We start from the raw sequence: 19,851 nt of genomic DNA, 5'->3' as shown, positions 1-19,851 counted from the left end.
GCGTCAGTCCGCCACGCGAGCGGGTCACCCAGGAGAGACGGTCTCGCCGCTAAGCCCGTGCCCGCTCTGCCCCTGCCGTGATCGCCTCGCGCAGGCGTTTCTCGACCTGCGCCCGCTTGCTCTCGGAGAGGAACTTCAGGCCGAACATGTCCTTCACGTAGAAGGTGTCGACCGCCTGCTCCCCGTAGGTCGCGATGACCGCCGAGGAGATGTAGACGTTCATGTTTGCCAGCTGCCGCGTCAGGTCGTAGAGCAGGCCTGGCCGGTCTCGCGTATCGACCTCGATCACCGTGAAGATATCCGACGCGTCGTTGTCGAAGGTGATCGAGGTGGGCACCGTGAAGCGGGCCTCGCGCTTCTTGATCTTGTCGCGGCCGCGGATGGCGTCGCGGGTGACCACCTCGCCCTTCAGCGTGCGCAGGATCGTCTGGTGCAGGCGGGGCAGGCGCTCGGCCTCGTAGGGGTGGCCTTCGGCATCCTGCACCCAATAGGCGGCGTTCGCGAAGCCGTCGCGGGTGGTGTAGATGCGCGCATCCACCACGTTCGCGCCGGCCAGCGCCAGCGCCCCCGTCACGCGGCTGAAGATGCCTGGGTGATCGGCCATCGAGAACAGCACGCGGGTCGCGTCGCGGTCTTCATCCAGATGCAGGTCGATGCGAATCTCATCCGGCCCCAGCTCGCGCAGCATCTCGGCGATGCGGGCATGCGCCTCTGTCGGCAGGCCCTGCCAATAGGGGCCGTAGTGGCGCCCCAGCTCGATGCGCACGTCGCGGCTGTCCCAACCTTCGAGCGCAATGCGCAGGTCGCGCTTGGCCTCGGCCTCCAGCGCCGTGCGGTTGATCGCCTCCAGCCCGCCGGCCAGTGCCTGCTCGGTGGCGCGGTAGAGCCCGCGAATGAGCATGGCCTTCCAGTTGTTCCAGGTGCCGGGGCCGACGCCGCGGATGTCGCAGACCGTCAGCACCGTCAGCAGATCGAGCCGCTCCTTGCTGGTCACCAGCTTGGCAAAGTCGCGCATGGTGCGCGGGTCGGAGATGTCGCGCTTTTGTGCCATGTCGGACATCAGCAGGTGATAGCGCACCAGCCATTCGACGGTGGCGACCTCCTTCTTGCTCAGCCCGAAGCGCGGCGCGAGGCGGCGGACAATCTGGGCGCCGACGACGGAATGATCCTCGTCGCGTCCCTTGCCGATGTCATGTAGCAGCACGGCGACATAGAGCACCCGCCGGTTGACCGCGCCGGCCAGGATGCCACTGGCGATGGGCAGCTCTTCCTTCAGCATGCCCCGCTCGATCTCGGCGAGGGTCGAGATGCATTGGATGATGTGCTCGTCGACCGTGTAATGGTGGTACATATTGTACTGCACCATGGCGACGATGTGCTGCCATTCGGGGATGAAGGCGCCGAGCACGCCGATCTCGTTCATTCGCCGCAGCGCCCGCTCGGGGTTGCCGTGCTTGAGCAGCAGATCGAGGAACAGCCGGTTCGCCGTGCGATCCTCGCGCATGCCATCGTCGATGAGATGCAGGTTGGCCGACAGCAGTCGTTGCGAATCGGGGTGCACCAGCGTGCCGGTGCGCAGGGCCTGCTCGAAGATGCGTAGCAGGTTCAGCTTGTCTGAGAGGAACAGCTCTTCGTCATCCACCGTCAGCCGGTTCTGGCGAATGGCGTAGGGCGGGCGGACGCGCGGCTTGCGGCGCACGAGGTTGGCCAGCTTCGGCGCCGCCTTGATATGGGTGGCTTCCTGCGCCGTCAGCATGATGCGGGTCAGCTCGCCCACCTGCGTGGCATGGCGGAAATACTCGGTCATGAACTGCTCGACAGCCCGGCGGCCGCCCCGGTCGCGGTAGCCCATGCGCTCGGCGACCTCGACCTGCAGGTCGAAGGTGAGCTGGTCCATGGCGCGGCCGGTCAGCAGGTGCAGATGGCAGCGCACGACCCAGATGAAATCTTCCGCCGCGGCGAAGGCGGCATATTCCTCGGGGCGGAACACGCCCTTGGGCACAAGCGCCGAGGCGGAGCGGACGTCGTAGACGTATTTGCCGATCCAGTAGAGCGATTGCAGATCGCGCAGGCCGCCCTTGCCCTCTTTGACATTGGGCTCGACGACGTAGCGCTGGCCGCCCTGCTTGCGGTGGCGCTCAGAGCGCTCAAGCAGTTTGGCGGCGACGAACTCGCTCTCGGTGCCCGCGAAGAGCTCGTGGCGCAGGCGCTCTGTCAGCTCTTCCGTCAGGGCCGGGTCGCCGGCGAGATGGCGCATCTCCAGCAACGTCGTGCGGATGGTGAAATCGTCGCGGGCGAGGCGCAGGCATTCCTTGATCGAGCGGCTGGCATGGCCGATCTTCAGCTTCAAATCCCACAGCAGATAGAGCATCGATTCGATCAACGCCTCGGCCCCCGCCGTCATCTTGCCGGGGGTGAGGAAGAGCAGATCGACATCGCTGTGCGGCGCCATCTCGGCGCGACCGTAGCCGCCGACGGCAACGATGGCGATGCGCTCGGCGCGGCCTGTCTTCTGCGGAAGCAGATGCTCCCGGCTGATCTCGAGCACCAGCGCCGTCAGGCAGTCGGTGAGCCAGGCAATCGAATGGATGATCGGCCGGGCGCGGCGTGGAGTCTCGGCCAGGGCAGCCTCGATCTCCGCCATGCCCTTCTGGCGGGCGGCATTGAGCACGCCGGCGGCCGCCGCGCGGATCTCCATGGGCTTCTCGACGCCCGAGGTCGCGCGCGCCAGATCGGCGCGCACGGTCTCGACGTCAAAAATCACCTCCGGCGGGCGGCAAAGGCCCTCCGGAGGTGCGGTCATTGGGTCGGGTACGGTCTGTGTGGCAGCCGGCTCAGAAGCCGAAACCGCCGAAGCTGTTGGGAGCCGGGGCAACGATGACAACCTGGTTGTTGCGGATGGTGGCGACCGCGAGGCCGCGCTCGTTCGTGCCGTCGCTGAGCAGACGGAAGATGCCCTGCGTGCCCGAGAAGCCCTGCGATTGCGTCAACGCGGCGCGGCTGAGCGCATCACTGCGGCCAGAGGCGGCGAGGGCGCCGATGGCGGCAATGCCGTCATAGGCCAGGCCGGCCACGGGATGCGGTGCTTCGCCATAGGCGGCGGAGTAGCGGCTTTCGAAGGCGGCGGTCGTGGCCTCGTTCGGCAGGGCGAAGAAGCCACCCTGCAGGCCCGGCAGTGACAGCGCCTGCGGCACGGCGTTCCAGCGGGTCAGGCCGAGGTATGTCACGACGCCGGGGGTGAGGCCGTTGTCGGGCAGGGCGGTGGCGATGATGGGCAGGTCGGCGTTGACGCCGGCAGTCAGGAAGACGGCATCCGCGTTCACCGATTGCGCGGCGGCGGCGATGCCGGGTGCAGCGGCGAGAATGTCGGCCTGGGTCAGATCGTAGCTCTCGACGGCGGCGACGGTGCCGCCGAACCGGTTCACGGCGGTGACGATGGCATCACGGCCGAGCTGGCCCTGCAGATCGTTGCCATGGGCGACGAGATAGGTGTCGAGCCCCTGGCCGTTGCCGTAGCTGACCAGACGGTTGGCGATATTGCCGAAGGTCGGGCCGAGGATGAAGACGTTGCCCCCCGCGATGGTGGGGTTGTTCGAGAAGGCGAGGACGTTGACGCCAGAGCCGGCGGCGGCGATGCCGGCGGCATTGGCGGCCTCGGCATAGAGCGGGCCGAGGATGATCTTGGCGCCTTCCGAGATGGCCTGATTGGTCGCCGCCGTGGCGCCCGAGGGGCTGGCGCCGGTGGGATAGACGCGCAGGTCGATCTGCGCCCCGTTCAGATCGCCGATGGCAAGGCGGGCGGCGTTCTCAAGCGAGCGGGCAACGAATTCGTCGGTGGCGACGCCGGAGCCGGCGGGCACCAGCAGGGCGACGGGCACGGCCTCGCCGGCGCCGAGACCGGGGGCATTGCCGCCGCCGGTCGTCGTGGTGACGACACCGGCACAGGCGGAGAGCCAGAGCAGGGACACAACGGCAAACAGGCGCGCGGCGGCGGCCTTGCCGGGGGCAATCATATGGGCGAACATCAGGTCTTCTCCCTCGCTGCCGGGGGCTCGGCCGCCCGGTGCATGGTACAGGAACCGGTCATGCGATCCGCTTCGATCACGCCGCCGGCAATGGCTTTTGAGATGCATCATAGGGCGGCAAAGGAAAGGGTCTAGGCATGAATTCCCGCATCGGCGGCGCGGCGCGTCCCGTTCCCCCGGGCCTCCATCTGGTGTCCACGCCCATCGGCTCGGCAGACGACATCACGCTGACGGCACTGGATCTTCTGGCCCGAGCCGATGCTTTGGCCGCCGAAGATACCCGCACGGCGCGCCGCCTGATGGACATCCATGGCGTGCCGCTCGGCCGCCGCCGCCTCAGCGCCTATCACGACCATTCCGGCCCCGCGGCGCGCGATGCGCTGCTTGCCCCGCTGGAGGCGGGCGGCTCGCTTGCCTATGTCAGCGAGGCCGGCACGCCGCTGGTCTCTGACCCCGGCTATGCGCTGGTGCGTGCGGCGATTGAGCGCAGCCTGCCAGTGCATGCCGCGCCGGGCGCCTCGGCCGTGCTGGCGGCGCTGGCGGTGGCGGGCCTGCCGACGGACCGGTTCACATTCCTCGGCTTCCTGCCACCCTCGGCCGAGCAGCGCCGGACGGCGCTGGCGGAGCTGAAGGCGCATCCCTTCACCATGGTGATCTACGAATCTCCCCGGCGCGTTAGAGAAATGTTCGCTGATTTGTTGAATGTTTGGGGCAGTGAGCGGCCGGCGGCGCTGTGCCGCGAACTGACCAAACGGTTCGAAGAGGTGCGCCGGGGCACGCTGGGCGAGATCGCCGAAGGGCTGGTGGACGAGCCCAAGGGTGAGATCGTGCTGGTGATCGGCGGGGCGCCCAAGGGCGAAAGCGACGAGGGCGCCATGGAGACGGCCTTGCAGGAGGCGATGCAGACGATGCGCGTGAAGGACGCCGCCAATGCGGTGGCGGGCGCGCTCGGCCTGCCGCGCCGGCAGGTCTATCAGGCGGCGCTCGATCTGGAGAAGAAGCGATGATGCAAGGTCTGCAGACTGCCCATGCCCGCGCCCGGCGCGGGGCGCGCAACCACCTGGCGGGGATGGCGGCAGAAGAGATTGTCGCGCGCCATTACCAGGCCGATGGCCATGAGATTCACGCCTGCCGCTGGCGCGGCCAGGGTGGTGAGATCGATCTGGTCGCCGAAGACGGCGAAGAGCTGGTGTTCATCGAGGTGAAGGCCGCCGCCAGCCATGAGGCGGCCGCGCTGCGGGTGACCCCGCGCCAGCAGCAGCGCATCATGCAGGCGGCCTGCGAATACATCGCCCGGCTGCCGCGCGGATTGCTGACGCCCATGCGGGTGGATGTTGCGCTGGTCGATGGCACCGGCCGGGTCGCCTGCCTGCACAATGCCATCGCCGCCTGACAGGTGACGCGAGGGGGCGGCCACCGCCCATTGCCCTTGGCCACGGATTGGGCGAGGCTCGGCTCCGCCATATCCGGAGTTGCGCCATGGGCCTCAAGGTCGCCTTTCAGATGGACCCGATTGAGAGCGTCGATATCGACGCCGATTCGACGTTCCGCATCGCGTTAGAGGCGCAGGAGCGCGGGCACGAGATCTTCGTCTACGGGCCGGACAAGCTGGCCTTCCAGGAGGGCCGCGTGACCGCGAGGGGCCGCCCGGCCGAGCTGCGTCGGGTGAAGGGTGACCATGTAACCTTCGGCGACGAGGCCGAGGTCGATCTGAAGGAGTTCGATGTCGTCTGGCTCCGGCAGGACCCGCCTTTCGACATGGCCTACATCACCTCGACGCATCTGCTCGACATGATCCACCCGGAGACGCTGGTGGTGAACGACCCCTTCTGGGTGCGCAATTACCCCGAGAAGCTGCTCGTCCTCACCTTCCCCGAGCTGACGCCCCCCACCGCCATCGCCCGTGACCTCGCCACCTTGCGCGAGTTCCGTACCCGGCATGGCGACATCATCGTCAAGCCGCTCTACGGCAATGGCGGCGCCGGCGTGTTCAAGCTGCACCAAGATGACGGCAACCTCGCCTCGCTGCACGAGATGTTCAGCCAGATCAGCCGCGAGCCGCTGATCGCGCAGAAATTCCTGCCGGCGGTGACCAAGGGCGACAAGCGGGTGATCCTCGTCGATGGCGAGCCGATCGGCGCAATCAACCGGGTGCCGCAGAAGGGCGAGACCCGCTCGAACATGCATGTCGGCGGTCGGGCCGAGAAGGTGGAGCTGACGGAGCGCGACCGCGAGATCTGCGCGACGATCGGCCCGCTCCTGAAAGAGAAGGGGCAGATCTTCGTCGGCATCGACGTGATCGGCGACTGGCTGACCGAGATCAACGTGACCTCCCCGACCGGCCTGCAGGAGCTGGAGCGGTTCGACGGCACCAACGGCGCCGCGAAGATCTGGGAGGCGATCGAGGCGCGGCGGGCGTGAGCGACTCGTGGCAGCTCCAGCTCCTCCGCCAGGGGCTGAAACTGACCGTTCGCCCGTTCCTCTCGCTGCCGAGCTCGCCCTGGGCCCTTCGCCCACCGTTCGCCATGGGCTCCCGCCTGCTGCCCCGCCCGCCGGAAGGGGCCGCGCCCCGGCCTGTCTGGTATCGGGGCGCGGCGGAGCGCCAGAGGGCGCTTTGGCTCGGGCCGGAGCGGGCGGCCCGGCAGGGCGGGCCAGTGACGCTCTATCTCTACGGCGGCGGCTATATCGTGGGCGGGCCGGGCACGCATTGGAAGATGGCGGCCTGGCTGGCGAGAGAGATCCCGCTCTTCCTGCCCGCCTACCGCCGCGCGCCCGAACATCGCGCTCCCGCTGCGCTGGAGGATGCCGCGGCCGCCTTCGCCCATTTGGTCGAGGCAGGTCATGCGCCGCGCGATATCCGCCTCGCCGGCGATTCGGCGGGCGGTGGCATGGCACTGGCCCTGATGGCGCAGCTCTGCGCGGCGGGTACGCCGCCTGCCGGCGTGGCGGCCCTCTCGCCCCTGACCGATCTCACCTTCTCCGGCGCCTCGGGGCGCGAGAATGCCGGGCGTGACCCGATGTTCCCCGCAGGCCGCATGGCGGAGCTGGCCGGCGAGATCCTGGGCCACGGCCCCAATGCGCTGGCGGCAGACGACCCGCGCGTCTCGCCGCTCTTTGCGCGCTACAAAGCCCCGCTGCCGCCGGTGGCGCTCTGGGCCTCGGCCGACGAGCTGATCCGGGACGATGCAGTGCGCATGGCCGAGACGCTGAGCGCAGCGGGCGGCGAGGTGACGCTGCGGCTCAGCCCGGGTCTTCCGCATGACTGGGCGTGGTTTGCCGGCCTTCTGCCGGAGGCGGAGGCAACACTGGCCGAGATGCGGGCCTTTCTGGCCGCGCCGGGCCCGGCGGATCGATCTGCAGCCGAAAGCTGATCGCCTCGGCCACATGCGGCCGGCGCACATTGGCCGAGCCGGCGAGATCGGCGATGGTGCGGGCCACGCGAAGCACCCGGTGATAGCCGCGCGCGGTGAGGCCGAAGCGCTCGGCTGCCCGCACCAGCAATTCGCGGCCCTCTGCGTCGGGCGCCGCGATCTCCTCCAGCAGCCGCCCCTCGGCATCGGCATTCTGGCGCGCTGCCCCGCCGGCGAAGCGCTTCGCCTGGCAGGCGCGGGCGGCGGAAACGCGGGCGGCGATGACCGGGGAGGTCTCTCCGTTCGCTGGCAGATCGAGGTCGCGGAAGGCGACGGGCGGCACATCCACGCGCAGATCGAAGCGGTCCATCAGCGGGCCCGAGATGCGGCCCAGGTAGTCGGCGCCGCAGAGCGGCGCGCGGTTGCAGGCCCGGTTCGCGTCGGCCAGATGCCCGCATTTGCAGGGGTTGGCGGCGGCGACCAGCAGGAAGCGGCAGGGGTAGCGCATATGCGCGTTGGCCCGGGCGATCACCACCTCGCCGGTCTCGATGGGCTGGCGCAAAGTCTCCAGCACGACGCGGGAGAACTCGGGCAGCTCGTCGAGAAACAGCACGCCGTTATGCGCCAGGCTGATCTCGCCGGGCTGCGCCTTGCGCCCGCCGCCGGCGATGGCGGCCATCGAGGCGGTGTGATGCGGCTCGCGAAACGGACGGCTGCGCGAGATGCCGCCCTCCGTCAGCAGCCCGGCGAGCGAGTGGATGGTGGAGGTCTCCAGCGCCTCTTCCGGCGTCAGCTCCGGCAGCATCGAGGGCAGACGCGCCGCCAGCATGGATTTGCCCGAGCCCGGCGGGCCGACCAGCAGCATATGGTGGCGCCCGGCGGCGGCGATCTCCATCGCCCGCTTGGCGCGCTCCTGGCCCTTCACCTCGGCCATGTCCCGCCCCGGCCGGCCGGCGGTGACCTCGCCGGGCACCGAGGGCGCGAGGGGCCGCTCGCCGGTGAGATGGGCGATGATCTCGCCGAGGCTGGCGGCGGCGCTGACCTCCGCAGCGCCGACCCAGGCGGCCTCCGGCCCCGTCTGGCGCGGGCAGATCAGGCCCAGCCCCTCGCTCGCCGCCGTCATTGCCGCGGGCAGCGCCCCGGCCACCGGCACCAGCGCCCCGTTGAGGGAGAGCTCACCGATTGCCACGCGGGAGGAGACCGCCTCGCGCGGCACCACATCCAGCGCTGCCAGCAGCGCCAGCGCGATGGGCAGGTCGAAATGCGCGCCCTCCTTCGGCAAGTCGGCGGGCGAGAGGTTGATGACGATGCGACGCGAGGGCAGGGCGATGGCGAGCGCCCCCAGAGCGGCGCGCACCCGCTCTTTCGCCTCGCTGACCGCCTTGTCGGGCAGGCCGACGATCGAGAAGGCGGGCAGGCCGGGCGCCATGGCGCATTGCACCTCGACGAGCCGCGCCTCGACCCCTTCAAAGGCGACGCCGTAGGCCAGAGCACTCATCGGATATGTCCCCGCTGTTGACGGGGGCAGCCTGCGGCCGGGTTGGTTTAGGAAAGGTAAATGCCACGGGGAAGAGCGGGGAGGGGGGCCAGCCCCCCGTCGCCCTTGGCGACTCCCCCCGGGATTCTATTGGAGCAAAGACGAGGGGGGCTCAGGTGGAGGGGCCGGCCAGGGGGCTGTGGGGAGGTCGAGCTGGTAGGGGAGATCGGGGTAGGCGATGGCTTCGCCCGCGGCGCGCCATTTGAGGAAGGCGGGGTGGGCGAGATGCCGGGCGACATAGGCGGCTGCGTCATCGCTGACGGGCAGGCCATAGGCGGCGATGCGGGCGGCGACGGGGGCGTGGAAGGCATCCGCCAGGCTGTAGGCGCCGAAGAGCCAGGGGCCGCTCTGCCCATGGCGGCTGCGGGCGAGCGACCAGAGCGTCTCGATGCGGGTGAGATCGGCCAGAACGGCCTCGGAGGGCGTGAAGCCCGCCCAGGCGTGGCGCAGATACATGGGGCAATCGGCGCGAAGGGCGCCATAGCCGGAATGCATCTCGGCGACGATGGAGCGTGCGAGGGCGCGGGCGGCGGGGGCCCCTGGCCAGAGGCCCGCCTCGGGGTGGCGCTCGGCAAGGGTCTCCGCCATCGCGAGCGTGTCGAAGACGACATCGCCCTCGGGCGTCTTCATCGCAGGCACCAGCCGGGCTGGGCCGGCGGGGGCGAGATCCTCGGCCATCGTGCCAATGTAGAGGCCGACTTCGGTGACGCGATAAGGCAGGCCGAAGGCTTCGAACATCAGCCAGCCGCGCAGCGACCAGCTGGAGAAGGAGCGGTCGCCGATGAAAAGCTCGTAGGTCATGGATCATCCCCGGTTGTTGCGGAGAAGCTAGCGGCGGGGCGGCATCACGGGAAGCGATCTATTGTGGTGGGTTCGATCACGGGCAGTGATTGATCCGCAGCACCTCGCCCGGGACCCGCCGCAGCGTGGTGACGGAGAGGGGCGCGATGTTCTGCGCGATGGCCTCCTTTGGAGAGAGGCCGGCGGCGCGGGCATATTGGGTGAGGATTACGCCGATATGGGCGACGGCGACGAACGCCGCGCCCGGATGCGCAGCCTCCAGTGCCTGCACCGCCGCTTCGACGCGGGTGGCGGCGTCGTTCCAGCTTTCGCCTTCGGGCGGGGCGTGGGGGCCTGGGTCCTCCCAATAGGCGCGGGAGAGGTCAGGCCAGCGCTCGGCGATGGTGGAGAAGACCGCGCCGTCCCAGAGGCCGAAGTGGAACTCGCGCAGGCCCGGCTGGTGGGGCAGGCGGGGGCGCGGGGTGGCCAGCGCGTCTGCCGTTGTGCGGGCGCGCGTGAGATCTGAGGAGACGAGGAGGGCGCCCTCGGGCAGGGCCGCATCGAGCCGGGCGAGGGCGGCTTTGTCGGAGAGGTCGGCGGGCACGTCGCGCCAGCCGGTGAAGGCCTTTTGATGTGTCGGTCCGTGGCGGACCCAGTGCCAGGTGCTCATGTCACTTCAGCTCCAGCGGCAGGCCGGCCCAGATGGCGACCACTCGCGTCGCAGCCGCCGCGAGCTGCTGGTTGAGCGCGCCCTGTGCCTCGCGGAACTGACGGGCCAGCGCATTGTCCGGCACCGGGGAAAGGCCGATCTCGTTGGTCACCATCACTAGCCGGGCGGGAGAGGCCGCGATGGCAGCCAGAAGCTCGTTCGACCTAGCGGCCAGATCGTCGCCGGCGAGCAGTGCGTTTGTGAGCCACATTGTCGCACAATCAATCAGCACTATCTCGTGTTGTTGGCATGAGCGGATCGCCGCTGCGAGGTCTCTTGGCGCCTCCACCTCGCGCCAGCCGGCGCCCCGCCGGGCCCGGTGCTTGGAGATTTTATATTCCATTTCAGCGTCATATGCCTCGGCCGTGGCGATGTAGACGGGCTCGCCGCCCCCAGCCGCCACCAGCCTTTCGGCGAAGACGGACTTGCCGGAGGCCGCGCCGCCGATGACCAAAGTGAATGCTGCCGCCATTTTCTTCCGAACCCTTCGGCCTGTCGTGCGTTTCGCCCTCAGAGTGGTTTCCCACGACAGGAAGGGCCAGCCCCCTTGGCTGGCGAGAGGACATGGCAGTGAAAGACCCCGATCACGATCTCAAAGATGAAGCTCTCCGCGCCGAATGGCTGGAGGCCGAGACCGAATTCGACCTTGCCCGCCGCTGGCGCGACCACCGCGACGAGGCTGCGCTTCACCGGCTGACAACGGCCTATCTAAGGCTCGCGATCTCGGTGGCAAGTCGCTACCGCCGCTACGGCGCGCCGATGTCCGATCTGGTGCAGGAGGCCTCGCTGGGCCTGATGAAGGCGGCGGAGAAGTTCGACCCCGAGCGCGGCCTGCGCTTCTCGACCTATGCGATCTGGTGGATCCGCGCTTCGGTGCAGGATTACGTGATGCGCAACTGGTCGCTGGTGCGGACCGGCTCGACCGCCAGCCAGAAGTCGCTGTTCTTCAACCTGCGCCGCGTCTCGGCGGAGATCGACGCCGATGCGGCCTCGGAGGGGCGTCAGGTCTCTCCCAACGAGCGGGCGGATGCGATTGCGACGGCGCTGGGCGTGCCGAAGCGCGACGCCGAGATGATGATGGGCCGCCTTGCCGGTTCCGACTTCTCGCTCAACGTCGCGCAGGGCGGCGACGAGGATGGCGGGCGCGACTGGATCGAGACGATCCCGTCAGAGGGCGAAGACCCGGAGACGGAGGTCGGTGGCCGCCAGGGCCTGCAAGCCCTCCAGCGCTGGCTCAATGGCGCGATGAGCGACCTCAGCGAGCGCGAGCAGTTCATCCTGCGCGAGCGGCGGCTTTCGGAAGATCCGCGGACTCTGGAGAGCTTGGGCGAGGAGCTGGGCCTCTCGAAGGAGCGGGTGCGCCAGCTCGAGGCCGGAGCCTTTGGCAAGATGCGCCGCGATCTGGAGACGAAACAGCCTGGGCTGCGCGAGTTGCTGCACTGACCGCTGTGATGGGCGCCGATTTCCATATGGAAATCGGAGGCGGAAACCATATGGTTTCCGCGCCCCGCGCGGGCTGGATTGCCCCGGGCGGGCGGAGCGCCTAGGCTCACCGCCGTTCCCCCGGAGGCGCCCCAGTGCTCGCAGGCAGACATATCCTTCTGATCATTGGCGGCGGGATAGCCGCCTACAAGGCGCTGGAGCTGATCCGGCGCCTGCGCGATGCCGAGGCCGTGGTAACGCCGGTGATGACCCGCGCCGCGGCGGAATTTGTGACGCCCCTCTCCGTGGGCGCGCTGGCCGGGCGCGAGGTGATCAGCGAGCTCTTCGACCTCTCCCAGGAAGCGAAGATGGGCCATATCGAGCTGTCGCGGGCCGCCGATCTGGTTGTCGTCGTGCCGGCGACGGCAGATCTGATGGCCAAGATGGCGGGCGGGCATGCCGATGACATGGCCTCGACCCTGCTCATGGCGACCGACAAGCGGGTGCTGATCGCGCCGGCCATGAATGTGCGGATGTGGGAGCATCCGGCGACCCAGCGCAATGAGGCGACCCTCCGCGGAGACGGCGTGCTCTTCGTGGGCCCCGACGACGGCGCCATGGCCTGCGGCGAGTTCGGGCCCGGGCGGATGGCGGAACCGGCAGCGATCCTGGCGGCCATCGACGCGGCGCTGGCGGACGGCCCGCTGAAAGGCCGGCATATACTGGTCACCTCCGGCCCTACCCATGAGCCCATCGACCCGGTGCGCTACATCGCCAACCGCTCCTCCGGCGCGCAGGGCGCCGCGATTGCGGCGGCGTTGGCGGGCCTCGGGGCGGAGGTCACGTTCGTCACCGGCCCCGCCGAAGTGCCGCCGCCACTCGGCGTGCGCGTTGTGAAGGTGGACACTGCCGCCGAGATGCTCGCCGCCTGCGAGGCCGCTCTGCCGGCCGACGCAGCCATCTGCGCCGCCGCCGTGGCCGACTGGAGAGTGGAGAGTGCCGGGGCGCAGAAGATGAAGAAGGTCGCCGGCGCGCTGCCGGAGCTGAAGCTGGCGGAGAACCCCGATATCCTCGCTCGCCTGTCGCAGCCCGGCCCGGTGCGCCCGAGGCTGGTCGTCGGCTTCGCGGCAGAGACGGAGAAAGTGGCCGAGCACGCCACGGCCAAGCGCGAGCGGAAGGGCTGCGACTGGATCCTGGCAAATGACGTCTCGCCCGGCACCGGCATCATGGGCGGGGCGGAGAACAAGGTGACGCGGATCACCGCCGATGGGGCGGAGGATTGGCCGCGGATGACGAAAGCCGAGGTGGCGAGGAAGCTCGCCGGGCTGCTGGCCGAGGCGCTGGCGGAGGGGGCGGATGCCTCCGGCGGGAGTATTTGAAAGAAAGCGAGATACAGGGTTGGCGCGGGGCAGGCGGGGCGCCGGGCCCGCCATGGGGGCATGATGGATATCACCGTTGAGATCATCTGGGATGAGGGCGCCGACACCGCCCTACCACTGCCGGCCTACGAGACGGCGGGGGCGGCGGGGGCCGATCTGCGTGCCAACCTGCCGCCCGAGCAAAGAGCGGAGGGGGTGGAGATCGCGCCGGGAGGGCGGGCGCTGATCCCCACCGGCCTGCGCATCGCCGTGCCGGAAGGCCATGAGCTGCAGGTGCGGGCGAGGTCGGGGCTGGCGCTGAAGCACGGGGTGGTCGTCGCCAATGCCCCGGGCACGGTCGATTGCGATTATCGCGGTCCGCTCGGGGTGATCCTGCTGAACGCCGGGGCGGAGCCGATCCGCGTGACGCACGGGATGCGGGTGGCGCAGGCGGTGCTGGCCCCGGTGACGCGGGGAGACTTCCGCGTCGTGGGCGCGCTGGGACAGACGGCGCGCGGCAGTGGCGGCTTCGGCTCGACCGGGACGAGCTGAGGGATGCTGCTGGTTCTCATCCTTGCCGCGGTGCTTTGGGGGCTGGGCCTTGTGATGGGCGCCAGCCGGGGCGCGCGGCTGGTGACGGTGGGCGTGCTCTTCGCGCTCGTCTTCGGCGTGCAGCTGCTGCTGCCGCCGGCGCATCCGCTGCGGCAGGCGACGGGGGGCGACATCCGCCTCTGGGCGCTGGTCGTGGGCGCGCTGGTGCTGGTCTTCGTGTATCGCGAGGGGCTGCGCTTTCTGCGGGCGCGGGCAAGGCCGGCGCCGGGCGGTGCGGCGGTGGCCGAACCAGTGCCTGAGCCGGGGGCCGAGCGGCCCGGCGCGTTCAGCGATGCCGAGCTGGGCCGCTACGCCCGGCACATGATCCTGAAAGAGATCGGCGGGCCGGGGCAGCGGCGGCTGAAGGAGGCGCGGGTGCTGGTTGTGGGCGCCGGTGGCCTCGGGGCGCCGGCGCTGCAATATCTCGCCGCCTCCGGCGTGGGGCGGATCACGATCGCTGATGCGGACGTGGTGGAAGAGAGCAACCTTCAGCGCCAGGTGATCCATACCGAGGCGATGGTCGGCCGTTCGAAGGTGGAGAGCGCTGCCGCCGCGCTGCGCGCGCTCAACCGGCATGTCGAGGTGGTGCCGGTTGTGGAGGCCATGACGGCAGCCAATGCGGCGGAGCTGATCGCGGGGCACGACCTGGTGCTGGAGGGCACGGACAATTTCGAGACGCGTTATGCGGTGAACGCCGCCTGCGTCGCTGCCGGGGTGCCGCTGATCGGCGCAGCGCTGACACCCTGGGAGGGGCAGATCAGCCTCTGGCATCCGGCGGAGGGCGGGCCGTGCTACCAATGCGTCTTCCCGGAGGCACCTGCGCCTGACTTGGTGCCGAGCTGCGCAGTGGCCGGTGTGGCGGCGCCGCTGCCGGGCGTGCTGGGAGCGATGATGGCGATGGAGGCGGTGAAGGTCATCACCGGGGCCGGCGAGACGCTGCGCGGGCGGCTGATGATCTACGACGGGCTCTATGCCGAGACGCGGACGATCAGGGTGCAGCGGCGGGCCGACTGCCCGGTGTGCGGGACCGGAGAGGCGCAGGACGCCTAGGGAGCTTGGCGCCGCACGGGTGCCTACAGGTGCTCGATACTCAGCCGCCGCCGCTTCTCACCCAGCGCGGAATCAAGGCTGTCAGGCCGCCGCGAGAGCGCCGGCCCGTCCCCGCGGGCTGGCACTCTGGTGAAGGCAGCGCATAGCTCTCCGCTGTGAAGGGTCTGGCTGCCATAAAGCGCCAAAGCGGGGAGGTAGGGGCGCCACCCTACGAGCCGGCCTGCAACTCGGTCGCCAGCGATGCAAGTCTCCTCGCCGCAACGCCATTTCCCTCGATCTCCCAACGCCCGCCCCTTGCTTCCCCAGGCCCCGGCGCCATACTCGCGCCCGAATGCCTGACCTCAACAGGGAGCCTCCGTTCATGCGTTTCATTCTTGCTGCCGCCACCGCCCTCGCGGCCCTCTCCACCCAAGCCACCGCCCAAGATCTGCCGGATCTCGGCGGGCAGGAGATCGTCGTCGCCACCGAAAACGCCTATCCGCCGCTGCAATTCCTCGATGCCGAGGGCACGCCCATCGGCTGGGAATACGACGCCATGGCCGAGATCGCCGAGCGGCTGAACGCCACCGTCACCTACGAGACCATCTCGTGGGACGCGATGATCCCCGCCGTCTCGGAAGGCCAGTTCGACATTGGCATGACCGGCATCACCATCCGCGAAGATCGGGCCGAGGTCGTCGACTTCTCTGACAGCTACATGACCAGCCAGATGCGCATGATCGTGCGCGGTGACGAGGACCGCTTCGACGATGCCGCCTCCTTCGCGGCCGACGATGACCTGCTGATGGCCGCCCAGCCCGGCACGACGCCCTTCTACGTTGGCGTCTACGACGTGCTCGACGGTGACGAGGCCAATCCGCGCATCAAGCTGTTCGAGACCTTCGGCGCCACCGTCGAGGCGCTGCGCAATGGCGATGTCGACCTTGCCCTCTCCGACAGCACTGCCGCTCAGGGCTATGTCGATGCCTCCGATGGCGGGCTGAAGCTTGTGGGCGAGCCGATGGGCACCGAAGATTTCGGCTTCATCTTTCCGCAGGGCTCCGACCTCGTCGAGCCGATCAACGCCGCCATCGCTGCCATGCGCGAAGACGGCACGCTCGATGAGCTGAACACCAAGTGGTTCCTCGATTACAAGATGGGCGAGTAAGGCTTGCTACCTCCGCCCCGAGAGGAGCGGGAGTTTCCCTGGTGGCTGGCGATCCTTGCCGCCACCGGGGTCTACCTTTTCTGGCAGGTGCTGACGGAGGAGCATTATGCGCAGGTTCTGCGCACGCTGCGCCGCGGTGTCTGGATCACGCTTCTCGTCACCACCATCTCCTACGCCGGCGCCTGTCTGATCGGGCTTGCCCTTGCCACCATGCAGCTCAGTCGCAGCCGAGTGCTGCGCCAGGCCTCGCGGCTTTATGTCGAGGTCATGCGCGGCGTGCCGATCATCGTGCTGTTGCTCTATGTCGCCTTCGTGCTGGCCCCGGCGCTGGTTTCGCTCTGGAACTGGGCCACCGGCTGGACGGGGCTGGAGCCGATGCGGGGGCGCGACTTTCCGCTCCTCTGGCGGGCGGTGATCGCGCTGATCCTGGCCTATTCGAGCTTTCTGGCCGAGGTGTTTCGCGCCGGGCTGCAATCTGTCGAGAAGGGCCAGCTCGAGGCGGCGGATTCTCTGGGCCTCAGCCGCTGGCAGCGCTTCCGGCTGGTGAGCTTTCCTCAGGCCTTCCGCATGGTGATGCCGCCGCTCGGCAATGACTTCGTGGCTATGGTGAAGGACTCGTCGCTCGTCTCCGTGCTTGGCGTCGCCGACATCACCCAGCTCGGCAAGGTGACGGCGGCGGGCAATTTTCGCTATTTCGAGACCTATAACGTCGTGGCGTTGCTCTACCTGACCATGACCATCGGTCTGTCGCTGGCGCTGCGGCGCGTCGAGAAGGGCATGAACCGGCGATGAACGCGGCCACCCGCGCCCGGCATCTCGCCACCGCCCGGCGGCTCGGCTGCCGGCCCGACGAGGCTGAGGACGTGCTGCAGGAGGCGCTGCTCGCCGCCTGGCGTGCCGGGCGGCTGGAGGATGGCGCCTACATCACCGGCATCCTGCGCCGACAGGCCAGCATGGCCGCCCGAACGGCCGCGCGCCGCACCCGCCGAGAGACAGCCTGGGCGGATGTCTCCGCCCCCGGGCCGGAGGAGGGCACCGCCGCACTGCCGCCGCTGCCGCCGGCGCTAGCCCGGCTCGCCCGGCTGGCGCAGGCGGGCTGCACGCGGGCCGAGATCCGCTGGCTGCTCGGCCTCAGTGACACGGCCCTGCGCCAGCGCATCAGCGCGCTGCGCCGAAAGCTGCGCGGCCATCCCCTGCCGCGGCAGATCGCCGGGGCGGGCGGGGCGCGGCGGGCCGAAATGGGCGCGGCGCTGGCCCGGCGGCCCCAGGCGCATTTCGCCAGTCACGATCCCGACGGGCATGTTTTTCTCGTCTCGCGCTCACAAATGCCGAAGGCGCGGCAACAAGGGATCAGGACAACCTGAACGGAGACCAGAATGCTGGGCACCTGCAAAATCGGCACCATTTTCTACTGGGTCAGCGATATCGACCGGACAGAGGCCTTCTGGCGCGATGCCGTCGGGCTGGAGGTCAACCGCGTCCCCGATGACGAGACGGGCGATTTCCTCATGGCAAGCACCGCCGGCGGGATCGACCTGCTCTTCATGCAGGGCGAGGCGAAGCCCGGCAATTCGCCCATGATCGTCTTCGATCTCGAAGACGGCGGCATCGACGCGATGCTTGACGGACTGGTCTCGGCTGGCGCCGCCGTGATGACCCCGGTCAGCCATGCCCCCGGCGGCTGGTCTGCCGAGGTGACGGACCCGGACGGGAACATCGTCTCGATGTACCAGAGCGCCGAAAAGCCGCGCTGAGCGGGGGCTGGCCCGGGCCAAGGCCGCCCGGGCCAGCGCCCTTGCGGCTGCGGCACCGGCCTCATAGGTCTTGCGGGAACAATCCCATGGAGCTGCCGCGATGACCAACCCGCTTCTGCAAGACTGGGACACGCCCTTCGGCCTGCCGCCGTTCGACAAGATCAGCGATGACGATTGGGCCCCCGCCGTTGACGAGGCGCTGGCCCGCGCCCGCGCCGGCATCGCCGCCATTGCGCAGAATGCCGAGGCGCCGACCTTCGCCAACACCATCGAGGCGCTGGAGCGCAACGACGAAGAGCTGGGCCGTATCCTCGGCGCCTTCTACGGCATCGCGGGGGCGGATTCGAACCCCGCCCGGCAGGCGCTGCAGCGCGACTTCGCCCCCAAGCTGTCGGCCTTCTCGTCCGAGGTGATCGCCGATCGGGCTCTCTTCGAGCGCATCGACCGGCTCTGGGCCGGGAAGGAGAGCCTCGGCCTGACGGCGGAGCAGGAGCGTGTGCTCTACCTCACACGGCAGGATTTCGTGCGCGCCGGCGCCGAGCTGACCGGCGACGAGGCGGCGCGCATGGCCGAGATCAAATCGCGCCTCTCCGTGCTCGGCACCGAGTTCACCCAGAACCTGCTGGCGGATGAAGGCGGCTGGTCGATGGAGATCCCGCCCGAGGATTTCGCCAAGCTGCCGGGCTTCGTGCAGAGCGCGGCCGAGGCAGCGGGCGAGGAGAAGGGCACGGGGCCGGTCGTGACGACCTCGCGCTCGCTCATCACGCCCTTCCTGCAGTTCTGCGAGAACCGCGAGCTGCGCCGCCGCGCCTATAACGCCTTCGTCTCGCGCGGCGCGAATGGGGGCGACACCGACAACCGCGGCATCGCGGCGGAAACGCTGAAGCTGCGGGAGGAGCGTGCCAAGCTCCTCGGCCACGCCAGCTTCGCGGCCTGGAAGCTGGAGCCCGAGATGGCCGGCAAGCCCGAGGCGGTGCGCGAGCTGCTCATGCAGGTCTGGGAGCCCGCGCGGGCGGCGGCGCTGGCCGATGCGGCGGTGCTGGAGGAGATGCTCCATGCCGATGGCTACGAGGGTCCGCTGGAGCCGTGGGACTGGCACTTTTATTCCGAGAAGCGCCGCGTGGCGGAGCATGATCTCGAAGAGGGCGCGCTGAAGCCCTATTTCCAGCTCGACCGTATGATCGAGGCCGCCTTCGCCACCGCCAACCGCCTCTTCGGGCTGGAGTTCACCCCGGCGGAAGGCCCGCTCTATCACCCCGACGTGCGGCTCTGGGAGGTCACCCGGGGCGGCAAGCACGTGGCGCTGTTCGTCGGCGACTATTTCGCCCGCGGCTCCAAGCGCTCCGGCGCCTGGTGTACGGCGATGCGCCAGCAGAACCGGCTTGACGGTGAGGTCGCCCCCATCGTGATGAACGTCTGCAACTTCGCCAAGCCGCCCAAGGGTCAGCCCGCGCTTCTGTCGTGGGACGATGCCGGCACGCTGTTCCACGAGTTCGGCCACGCCCTGCACCAGATGCTCAGCGACGTGACCTACGAGAGCATCTCCGGCACCTCGGTCGCCCGCGACTTCGTTGAGCTGCCGAGCCAGCTCTACGAGCATTGGCTGGAGGTGCCTGCGGTGCTCGACGAGTTCGCCACCCATGCCGAAACGGGTGAGCCGATGCCCGCCGAGCTGCGCGACCGCGTGCTGGCGGCCTCGACCTACGACATGGGCTTCTCGACGGTCGAATACCTTGCCTCGGCGCTCGTCGATCTCGACTTCCACGACGGCGACGCTCCGGCGGACCCGATGCAGCGGCAGGCCGAGGTGCTGGAGAGCATCGGCATGCCGCATGCGATCTCGATGCGCCACTCGACGCCGCATTTCGCCCATGTCTTCTCGGGCGACGGCTATTCTGCGGGCTATTACAGCTACATGTGGTCTGAGGTCATGGACGCCGACGCCTTCGCCGCCTTCGAGGAGGCGGGCGATGCCTTCGACCCGGCGCTGGCCAAGAGCCTTGAGGAGAACATCCTCTCGCGCGGTGGCAGCGAAGACCCCGCCGAGCTCTACACCCGCTTCCGGGGCCGGATGCCTGGCGTCGAGCCGCTGCTGAAGGGCCGCGGGCTGGTAACAGCAGAGTAGGGG

General features: G+C 69.2%; 18 protein-coding genes and 1 pseudogene. 13 read left to right on the top strand and 6 right to left on the bottom strand.

The genetic code is table 11. The annotated features are described in order from the left end of the window. Window positions 1-49 precede the first annotated feature (49 nt). Together ACXN5S_RS15355 and ACXN5S_RS15350 are read right to left on the bottom strand one after the other, a co-directional pair. Window positions 50-2,803 carry a [protein-PII] uridylyltransferase gene (locus ACXN5S_RS15355; protein ID WP_458606341.1) on the bottom strand — a complete coding sequence of 918 codons (2,754 nt, stop codon included), beginning with the start codon at window positions 2,801-2,803 and terminating at the stop codon, window positions 50-52. A gap of 31 nt (window positions 2,804-2,834) precedes the next feature. After that, window positions 2,835-4,025 carry a penicillin-binding protein activator gene (locus tag ACXN5S_RS15350; RefSeq protein WP_458606340.1) on the bottom strand — a complete coding sequence of 397 codons (1,191 nt, stop codon included), beginning with the start codon at window positions 4,023-4,025 and terminating at the stop codon, window positions 2,835-2,837. A gap of 137 nt (window positions 4,026-4,162) precedes the next feature. Between ACXN5S_RS15350 and rsmI the strand changes: the two genes are divergently transcribed. From rsmI to ACXN5S_RS15330, 4 genes and pseudogenes are all read left to right on the top strand, one after another. Next, complete coding sequence (rsmI, locus tag ACXN5S_RS15345) at window positions 4,163-5,032, top strand: 16S rRNA (cytidine(1402)-2'-O)-methyltransferase (protein WP_458606339.1); 870 nt, start codon at window positions 4,163-4,165, stop codon at window positions 5,030-5,032. Beyond that, entirely contained in the window at window positions 5,029-5,418 is a 390-nt protein-coding gene (locus ACXN5S_RS15340) for a YraN family protein (protein ID WP_458606338.1), read from the top strand. The genes rsmI and ACXN5S_RS15340 overlap by 4 nt, the downstream gene beginning before the upstream one ends. A gap of 86 nt (window positions 5,419-5,504) precedes the next feature. Further along, window positions 5,505-6,446, top strand: coding sequence for a glutathione synthase (gshB, locus tag ACXN5S_RS15335; RefSeq protein ID WP_458606337.1), 942 nt, complete (start codon window positions 5,505-5,507; stop codon window positions 6,444-6,446). A 104-nt stretch (window positions 6,447-6,550) separates the two neighbouring features. Further along, window positions 6,551-7,231 (top strand): annotated as a pseudogene (locus tag ACXN5S_RS15330) (alpha/beta hydrolase fold domain-containing protein); the annotation flags it as partial. Window positions 7,232-7,265: 34 nt separating this feature from the next. On the opposite strand, the gene ACXN5S_RS15325 reads toward ACXN5S_RS15330, so the two are convergent. The 4 genes from ACXN5S_RS15325 to cobU all read right to left on the bottom strand — a co-directional run bounded on the left by ACXN5S_RS15325 (window position 7,266) and on the right by cobU (window position 10,873). Continuing rightward, entirely contained in the window at window positions 7,266-8,873 is a 1,608-nt protein-coding gene (locus ACXN5S_RS15325; protein WP_458606336.1) for a YifB family Mg chelatase-like AAA ATPase, read from the bottom strand. A gap of 126 nt (window positions 8,874-8,999) precedes the next feature. After that, window positions 9,000-9,713 carry a glutathione S-transferase gene (locus tag ACXN5S_RS15320; RefSeq protein WP_458606335.1) on the bottom strand — a complete coding sequence of 238 codons (714 nt, stop codon included), beginning with the start codon at window positions 9,711-9,713 and terminating at the stop codon, window positions 9,000-9,002. Between the two features lie 76 nt (window positions 9,714-9,789). Then, a complete protein-coding gene (locus tag ACXN5S_RS15315) occupies window positions 9,790-10,362 on the bottom strand; it encodes a histidine phosphatase family protein (RefSeq protein ID WP_458606334.1) in 573 nt (190 codons plus the stop codon). Window position 10,363: 1 nt separating this feature from the next. Continuing rightward, entirely contained in the window at window positions 10,364-10,873 is a 510-nt protein-coding gene (gene cobU, locus ACXN5S_RS15310) for a bifunctional adenosylcobinamide kinase/adenosylcobinamide-phosphate guanylyltransferase (RefSeq protein ID WP_458606333.1), read from the bottom strand. Between the two features lie 92 nt (window positions 10,874-10,965). Between cobU and ACXN5S_RS15305 the strand changes: the two genes are divergently transcribed. The 9 genes from ACXN5S_RS15305 to ACXN5S_RS15265 all read left to right on the top strand — a co-directional run bounded on the left by ACXN5S_RS15305 (window position 10,966) and on the right by ACXN5S_RS15265 (window position 19,848). Further along, window positions 10,966-11,844, top strand: a complete 879-nt coding sequence (locus ACXN5S_RS15305; RefSeq protein WP_458606332.1) for an RNA polymerase factor sigma-32 — start codon at window positions 10,966-10,968, stop codon at window positions 11,842-11,844. Window positions 11,845-11,978: 134 nt separating this feature from the next. Next, window positions 11,979-13,202 carry a bifunctional phosphopantothenoylcysteine decarboxylase/phosphopantothenate--cysteine ligase CoaBC gene (coaBC, locus tag ACXN5S_RS15300; RefSeq protein ID WP_458606331.1) on the top strand — a complete coding sequence of 408 codons (1,224 nt, stop codon included), beginning with the start codon at window positions 11,979-11,981 and terminating at the stop codon, window positions 13,200-13,202. Window positions 13,203-13,265: 63 nt separating this feature from the next. Next, a complete protein-coding gene (dut, locus tag ACXN5S_RS15295; RefSeq protein WP_458606330.1) occupies window positions 13,266-13,733 on the top strand; it encodes a dUTP diphosphatase in 468 nt (155 codons plus the stop codon). A gap of 3 nt (window positions 13,734-13,736) precedes the next feature. Continuing rightward, complete coding sequence (locus tag ACXN5S_RS15290) at window positions 13,737-14,822, top strand: HesA/MoeB/ThiF family protein (protein WP_458606329.1); 1,086 nt, start codon at window positions 13,737-13,739, stop codon at window positions 14,820-14,822. A gap of 361 nt (window positions 14,823-15,183) precedes the next feature. Then, window positions 15,184-15,969 carry a transporter substrate-binding domain-containing protein gene (locus ACXN5S_RS15285; RefSeq protein ID WP_458606328.1) on the top strand — a complete coding sequence of 262 codons (786 nt, stop codon included), beginning with the start codon at window positions 15,184-15,186 and terminating at the stop codon, window positions 15,967-15,969. Window positions 15,970-15,972: 3 nt separating this feature from the next. After that, on the top strand, window positions 15,973-16,761 hold the full coding sequence (locus tag ACXN5S_RS15280; RefSeq protein WP_458606327.1) for an amino acid ABC transporter permease: 789 nt from the start codon (window positions 15,973-15,975) through the stop codon (window positions 16,759-16,761). After that, entirely contained in the window at window positions 16,758-17,333 is a 576-nt protein-coding gene (locus ACXN5S_RS15275) for a sigma factor (RefSeq protein WP_458606326.1), read from the top strand. The genes ACXN5S_RS15280 and ACXN5S_RS15275 overlap by 4 nt, the downstream gene beginning before the upstream one ends. A gap of 12 nt (window positions 17,334-17,345) precedes the next feature. Next, the gene (locus ACXN5S_RS15270; protein WP_458606325.1) at window positions 17,346-17,723 is read left to right on the top strand and encodes a VOC family protein; all 378 of its coding nucleotides are present in this window, start codon (window positions 17,346-17,348) and stop codon (window positions 17,721-17,723) included. A gap of 100 nt (window positions 17,724-17,823) precedes the next feature. Next, entirely contained in the window at window positions 17,824-19,848 is a 2,025-nt protein-coding gene (locus tag ACXN5S_RS15265; protein ID WP_458606324.1) for a M3 family metallopeptidase, read from the top strand. Window positions 19,849-19,851 lie beyond the last annotated feature (3 nt).

Source organism: Pseudoroseicyclus sp. H15 (assembly GCF_054353345.1).
This window is presented reverse-complemented; position numbering and strand designations above follow the sequence as displayed.